We start from the raw sequence: 5,208 nt of genomic DNA on the forward strand, positions 1-5,208 counted from the left end.
AAAGCGGGGTGCAGGGGGCGCAGCCCCCGCCACGGGGCCCGGGGGCCCGCCCCAACCCACCCCCGGAGGGTTTAGGGAAGGGGCGGGGTGGGGGGGCTACATGCCGTGCACCGCCGGGATCGTGCCCAACCGCCCCTTCTGGAAGTCGTCGAACGCCTGCTGAAGCTCCGCCTTCGTGTTCATCACGAACGGCCCGTAGTGCGCCATCGGCTCACGGATGGGCCGCCCGCCCAGCAGCACGACCTCCAGATCCGGCGTGTGCCCGTCCTGGCGCTCGTCCGCCCGCACCGTCAGCGACCCGCCGTCCCCGAACACCGCCGTCTGCCCCATGTGCACCGGCCGGCGGGCCGCGCCCACGGACCCGCGCCCCGCCAGCACGTACGCCAGTCCGTTGAAGTCCGCCCGCCACGGCAGCGTGACCTCCGCGCCGGGGCGGACCGTCGCGTGGATCATCGTGATCGGGGTGTGCGTGATCCCGGGCCCGTCGTGGCCGTCCAGCGACCCCGCGATCACCCGCAGCAGCGCGCCCCCGTCGGGCGAGGTGAGCAGCTGGACCTGGCCGCCCCGGATGTCCTGGTAGCGCGGGTCCATCATCTTGTCGGCCGCCGGCAGGTTCACCCACAGCTGGAGGCCGTGGAAGAGGCCGCCCGAGGTGACCAGGGACTCCGGCGGCGCCTCGATGTGCAGCAGACCGGAGCCCGCCGTCATCCACTGCGTGTCGCCGTTCATGATCGTGCCGCCGCCACCGTTGCTGTCCTGGTGCACGAAGGTGCCGTCGATCAGGTACGTCACCGTCTCGAAGCCCCGGTGGGGGTGCCACGGCGTGCCCTTGGGCTCGCCCGGCGCGTACTCCACCTCACCCATCTGGTCCATCATGATGAACGGGTCGAGGTACTGGTAGTTGATCCCGGCGAACGCGCGCCGCACCGGGAACCCCTCCCCCTCGAAGCCGGCCGGCGCCGTGGACACGGCGAGCACGGGACGCGGCACCGCGCCCTCGGGCGCGGCCACGCGCGGCAGGGTCAACGGGTTTTCGACGGTCACAGCAGGCATGGGACGGCCCTCCTCGCGGGATGCTCAGCATCCAAAGTAGTTGAATGGTGAACAGTCGGCAAGGCGTGCCGATTCCCGAGGGGTACCGCAGATCAGTTCGAGGGCTCCCGCCCCCGTGAGAACGGCCGGAAAGGCCCGCCCGCGAGCAGCCCGTACGCACCGGCCGCACGCGTGCCTACGTCAGCGCGGACTCAGTCGCGTCCGGCCTCACTCAGCCGTACATCCGCCGCATCGCGAAGTCCACCATCTGCTCGACCGCCTTCGCGTCGAACACCATGCGGTGGTCGCCCTCCATGTCGAGGACGAAGCCGTACCCGGTCGGCAGCAGGTCGATGACCTCGGCGCCGGTGATCACGAAGTACTTGGACTCCTTGCCCGCGTACCTGCGCAGCTCCTTCAGCGAGGTGAACATGGGGATCACCGGCTGCTGGGTGTTGTGCAGGGCCAGGAAGCCGGGGTTGTCCCCGCGCGGGCAGTAGACCTTGGAGCCCGCGAAGATCTGCTGGAAGTCCTCGGCCGAGAGCGAGCCCGTGGTGAACGCCCGCACCGCGTCCGCGAGCGAGGGCGGCGACGGCTCGGGGTACAGCGGCTGCTCCCCGTAGGAAGGCTGCTGCGGCGGGGCGTACTGCGCTTGAGCACCCTGGTTCTGGTCGTAGCCGTACATGGGCGCAAGAGTAGTGCGCCACATATGGGCCCAGAGGGGTTGCGTCTTATTACCGACGGGTAGCATCATCGTAGCTACTTGCTGGTAGAGATGTAACCGATCTGCTTACGGAGCCGTCGCCATGGGGCACTACAAGTCGAATCTCCGCGACATCGAGTTCAACCTCTTCGAGGTCCTCGGACGCGACAAGCTGTACGGCACCGGCCCGTTCGCCGAGATGGACGTCGACACCGCCAAGACCATCCTCGACGAGATCGCGCGTCTCGCCGAGAACGAGCTGGCCGACTCCTTCGCGGACGCCGACCGCAACCCGCCGGTGTTCGACCCGGAGACCAACACCGCGCCCGTACCGGCGTCCTTCAAGAAGTCCTACAAGGCCTTCATGGACAGCGAGTACTGGCGTCTGGGCCTGCCGGAGGAGATCGGCGGAACCGTTTCCCCGCGCTCCCTCATCTGGGCCTACGCGGAGCTGCTGCTCGGCGCCAACCCGGCCGTGTGGATGTACTCCTCGGGCCCGGCCTTCGCCGGCATCCTCTTCGAGGAGGGCAACGAGGTCCAGAAGCGGATCGCCGAGATCGCGGTCGAGAAGCGCTGGGGCTCCACCATGGTCCTCACCGAGCCCGACGCGGGCTCGGACGTCGGCGCCGGCCGCACCAAGGCCGTCCAGCAGGACGACGGCTCCTGGCACATCGAGGGCGTGAAGCGCTTCATCACCTCCGGCGAGCACGACATGGAGGAGAACATCCTCCACTACGTCCTCGCCCGCCCCGAGGGCCACGGCCCCGGCACCAAGGGCCTCTCCCTCTTCCTGGTCCCGAAGTTCCACTTCGACTTCGAGACCGGCGAGCTGGGCGAGCGCAACGGTGTGTACGCCACGAACGTCGAGCACAAGATGGGCCTGAAGGCCTCCAACACGTGCGAGATGACCTTCGGCGACAAGCACCCCGCCAAGGGCTGGCTGATCGGCGACAAGCACGACGGCATCCGCCAGATGTTCATGATCATCGAGTTCGCCCGCATGATGGTCGGCACGAAGGCGATCGCCACGCTGTCGACGGGCTACCTGAACGCGCTGGAGTACGCCAAGGAGCGCGTCCAGGGCTCGGACCTCTCGCAGTTCATGGACAAGACCGCGCCCAAGGTGACGATCACTCACCACCCGGACGTGCGCCGCTCGCTGATGACGCAGAAGGCGTACGCCGAGGGCATGCGCTCCCTCGTCCTCTACACCGCCGCCGTCCAGGACGCGATCCAGGTCAAGGAGGCCGCGGGCGAGGACGCCAAGGCGCTGGTGGGCCTGAACGACCTGCTGCTGCCGATCGTGAAGGGCTACGGCTCGGAGAAGTCGTACGAGAAGCTCTCCCACGAGTCGCTCCAGACCTTCGGCGGCTCCGGGTACCTCCAGGAGTACCCGATCGAGCAGTACATCCGGGACGCCAAGATCGACACCCTCTACGAGGGCACCACGGCGATCCAGGGCCAGGACTTCTTCTTCCGGAAGATCGTCCGCGACCAGGGCGCCTCGCTCAACCTGCTCTCCGAGGAGATCAAGAAGTTCCTCGCCGAGCAGTCGGGCCACGAGGAGCTGGGCGGCGCGCTGGACTCGCTGGCCAAGGCCGCGGTGGACCTGGAGGCGATCGTCGGCACGATGATCACCGACCTGACCGCCACGGGTGAGGACGTCAAGAACATCTACAAGGTGGGCCTGAACACCACCCGCCTGCTGATGGCCTCCGGTGACGTCGTCGTCGGCTACCTGCTCCTCAAGAGCGCGGCCGTCGCCGCCGAGAAGCTGCCGTCGGCCTCCGCCAAGGACGTCCCGTTCTACACCGGCAAGATCGCCGCCGCGAAGTTCTTCGCCGCGAACGTCCTGCCGGGCGTCGGCACCGCCCGCGCGCTGGCCGAGACCGTCGACAACTCCCTGATGGAGCTGGACGAGGCGGCCTTCTAGACCGTCCACCGGCCTCCTTCCAGGCCGCAGGACGTAGGGCCCGCTTCCCTCTGGGGAAGCGGGCCCTTGTCTGTCGGCGCCCCTGGTTAAGGTGAACGCATGAGCACACCCTCCCGCTTCGACCGCGGACACACCGACGACCTGATGTCCTTCCTCGCGGCGAGCCCGTCGCCGTACCACGCGGTGGCGAACGCGGCCGCGCGGCTGGAGAAGGCCGGCTTCCAGCAGGTGCGGGAGACGGACGCGTGGGACGCGTCGGCGGGCGGGAAGTACGTGCTGCGGGGCGGCGCGATCATCGCCTGGTTCGTGCCGGAGGGCGCCGCCGCGCACACCCCGTTCCGGATCGTGGGCGCGCACACCGACTCGCCGAACCTGCGGGTCAAGCCGCTGCCGGACACCGGCGCGTTCGGCTGGCGCCAGGTCGCCGTGGAGATCTACGGCGGGACGCTCCTCAACACCTGGCTCGACCGCGACCTGGGACTTGCGGGCCGCCTCAGCCTGCGCGACGGCAGTCACCGGCTGGTGAACGTGGACCGCGCCCTGCTGCGCGTCCCGCAGCTCGCCATCCACCTGGACCGGTCGGCCAACGACGGGCTCAAGCTGGACCGCCAGAAGCACCTCCAGCCGATCTGGGGCCTCGGCGACGTCGCCGAGGGCGATCTGATCCGCTTCCTGGAGCAGGAGGAGGGCCTGGCCGAGGGCGAGGTCACCGGCTGGGACCTGATGGTGCACTCGATCGAGCCGCCGTCGTACCTGGGCCGCGACAAGGAGCTGGTGGCGGGGCCCCGGATGGACAACCTGCTGTCGGTGCACGCGGGCACGGCGGCGCTGGCGGCCGCGTCGGCGGCGGCGGAGCTGGAGTACATCCCGGTCCTGGCCGCGTTCGACCACGAGGAGAACGGCTCGCAGGCCGACACCGGCGCGGACGGGCCGCTGCTCGGCACGGTCCTGGAGCGCTCGGTCTTCGCGCGCGGCGGGTCGTACGAGGACAAGGCGCGCGCCTTCGCGGGCACGGTCTGCCTCTCCTCCGACACCGGCCACGCGGTCCACCCCAACTACGCGGAGCGCCACGACCCGACGCACCACCCGCGCGCCAACGGCGGCCCGATCCTGAAGGTCAACGTCAACCAGCGGTACGCGACGGACGGCAGCGGGCGGGCCGTGTTCGCCGCCGCGTGCGAGCGGGCCGGGGTGCCGTGGCAGCACTTCGTCTCCAACAACGCGATGCCGTGCGGGACGACGATCGGGCCCATCACGGCGGCGCGCCACGGGATCCAGACGGTGGACATCGGGGTGGCGATCCTGTCGATGCACAGTGCGCGGGAGCTGTGCGGGGCGGACGACCCGTACTTGCTGGCGAACGCGCTGCTGTCGTTCCTGCAGGGCTAGCCCCACCCCGCCCCTTCCCTAAAGCCCTCTGGCGGACGGCCGGGTGGTGGGCCGGGGTGGGCTGCTGGGGGCTTCGCCCCCAGACGTCCCGGGGTTCGTCTGCGGACCGTGGGTGGCTGGTCGCGCAGTTCCCCGCGCCCCTTCTTGTGCC

General features: G+C 69.8%; 4 protein-coding genes. 2 read left to right on the plus strand and 2 right to left on the minus strand.

What is annotated here, in order from left to right; translation table 11 throughout:
• Nucleotides 1–96 precede the first annotated feature (96 nt).
• Complete coding sequence (locus ABD236_RS01990; protein ID WP_344069130.1) at nt 97–1,053, minus strand: pirin family protein; 957 nt, start codon at nt 1,051–1,053, stop codon at nt 97–99.
• 211 nt (nt 1,054–1,264) lie between these two features.
• Nucleotides 1,265–1,717 (minus strand): SseB family protein, encoded by a 453-nt coding sequence (locus tag ABD236_RS01995; protein ID WP_344069133.1) that lies wholly within the window; start codon nt 1,715–1,717, stop codon nt 1,265–1,267.
• Nucleotides 1,718–1,838: 121 nt separating this feature from the next.
• Here ABD236_RS01995 and ABD236_RS02000 point away from each other — a divergent pair, with 121 nt between their 5' ends.
• Nucleotides 1,839–3,668, plus strand: coding sequence for an acyl-CoA dehydrogenase (locus ABD236_RS02000; protein WP_344069137.1), 1,830 nt, complete (start codon nt 1,839–1,841; stop codon nt 3,666–3,668).
• 99 nt (nt 3,669–3,767) lie between these two features.
• A complete protein-coding gene (locus ABD236_RS02005; RefSeq protein ID WP_344069140.1) occupies nt 3,768–5,057 on the plus strand; it encodes a M18 family aminopeptidase in 1,290 nt (429 codons plus the stop codon).
• Nucleotides 5,058–5,208 lie beyond the last annotated feature (151 nt).

This window comes from Streptomyces crystallinus, assembly GCF_039521265.1.
GTDB classification, from domain to species: Bacteria; Actinomycetota; Actinomycetes; order Streptomycetales; family Streptomycetaceae; genus Streptomyces; species Streptomyces crystallinus.

Coding starts and splice junctions, on each gene's coding strand:
- ABD236_RS01990 (WP_344069130.1), bottom strand. CDS start 1,053: ATGCCTGCTGTGACCGTCGAAAACCCGTTGACCCTGCCGCGCGTGGCC.
- ABD236_RS01995 (WP_344069133.1), bottom strand. CDS start 1,717: ATGTACGGCTACGACCAGAACCAGGGTGCTCAAGCGCAGTACGCCCCG.
- ABD236_RS02000 (WP_344069137.1), top strand. CDS start 1,839: ATGGGGCACTACAAGTCGAATCTCCGCGACATCGAGTTCAACCTCTTC.
- ABD236_RS02005 (WP_344069140.1), top strand. CDS start 3,768: ATGAGCACACCCTCCCGCTTCGACCGCGGACACACCGACGACCTGATG.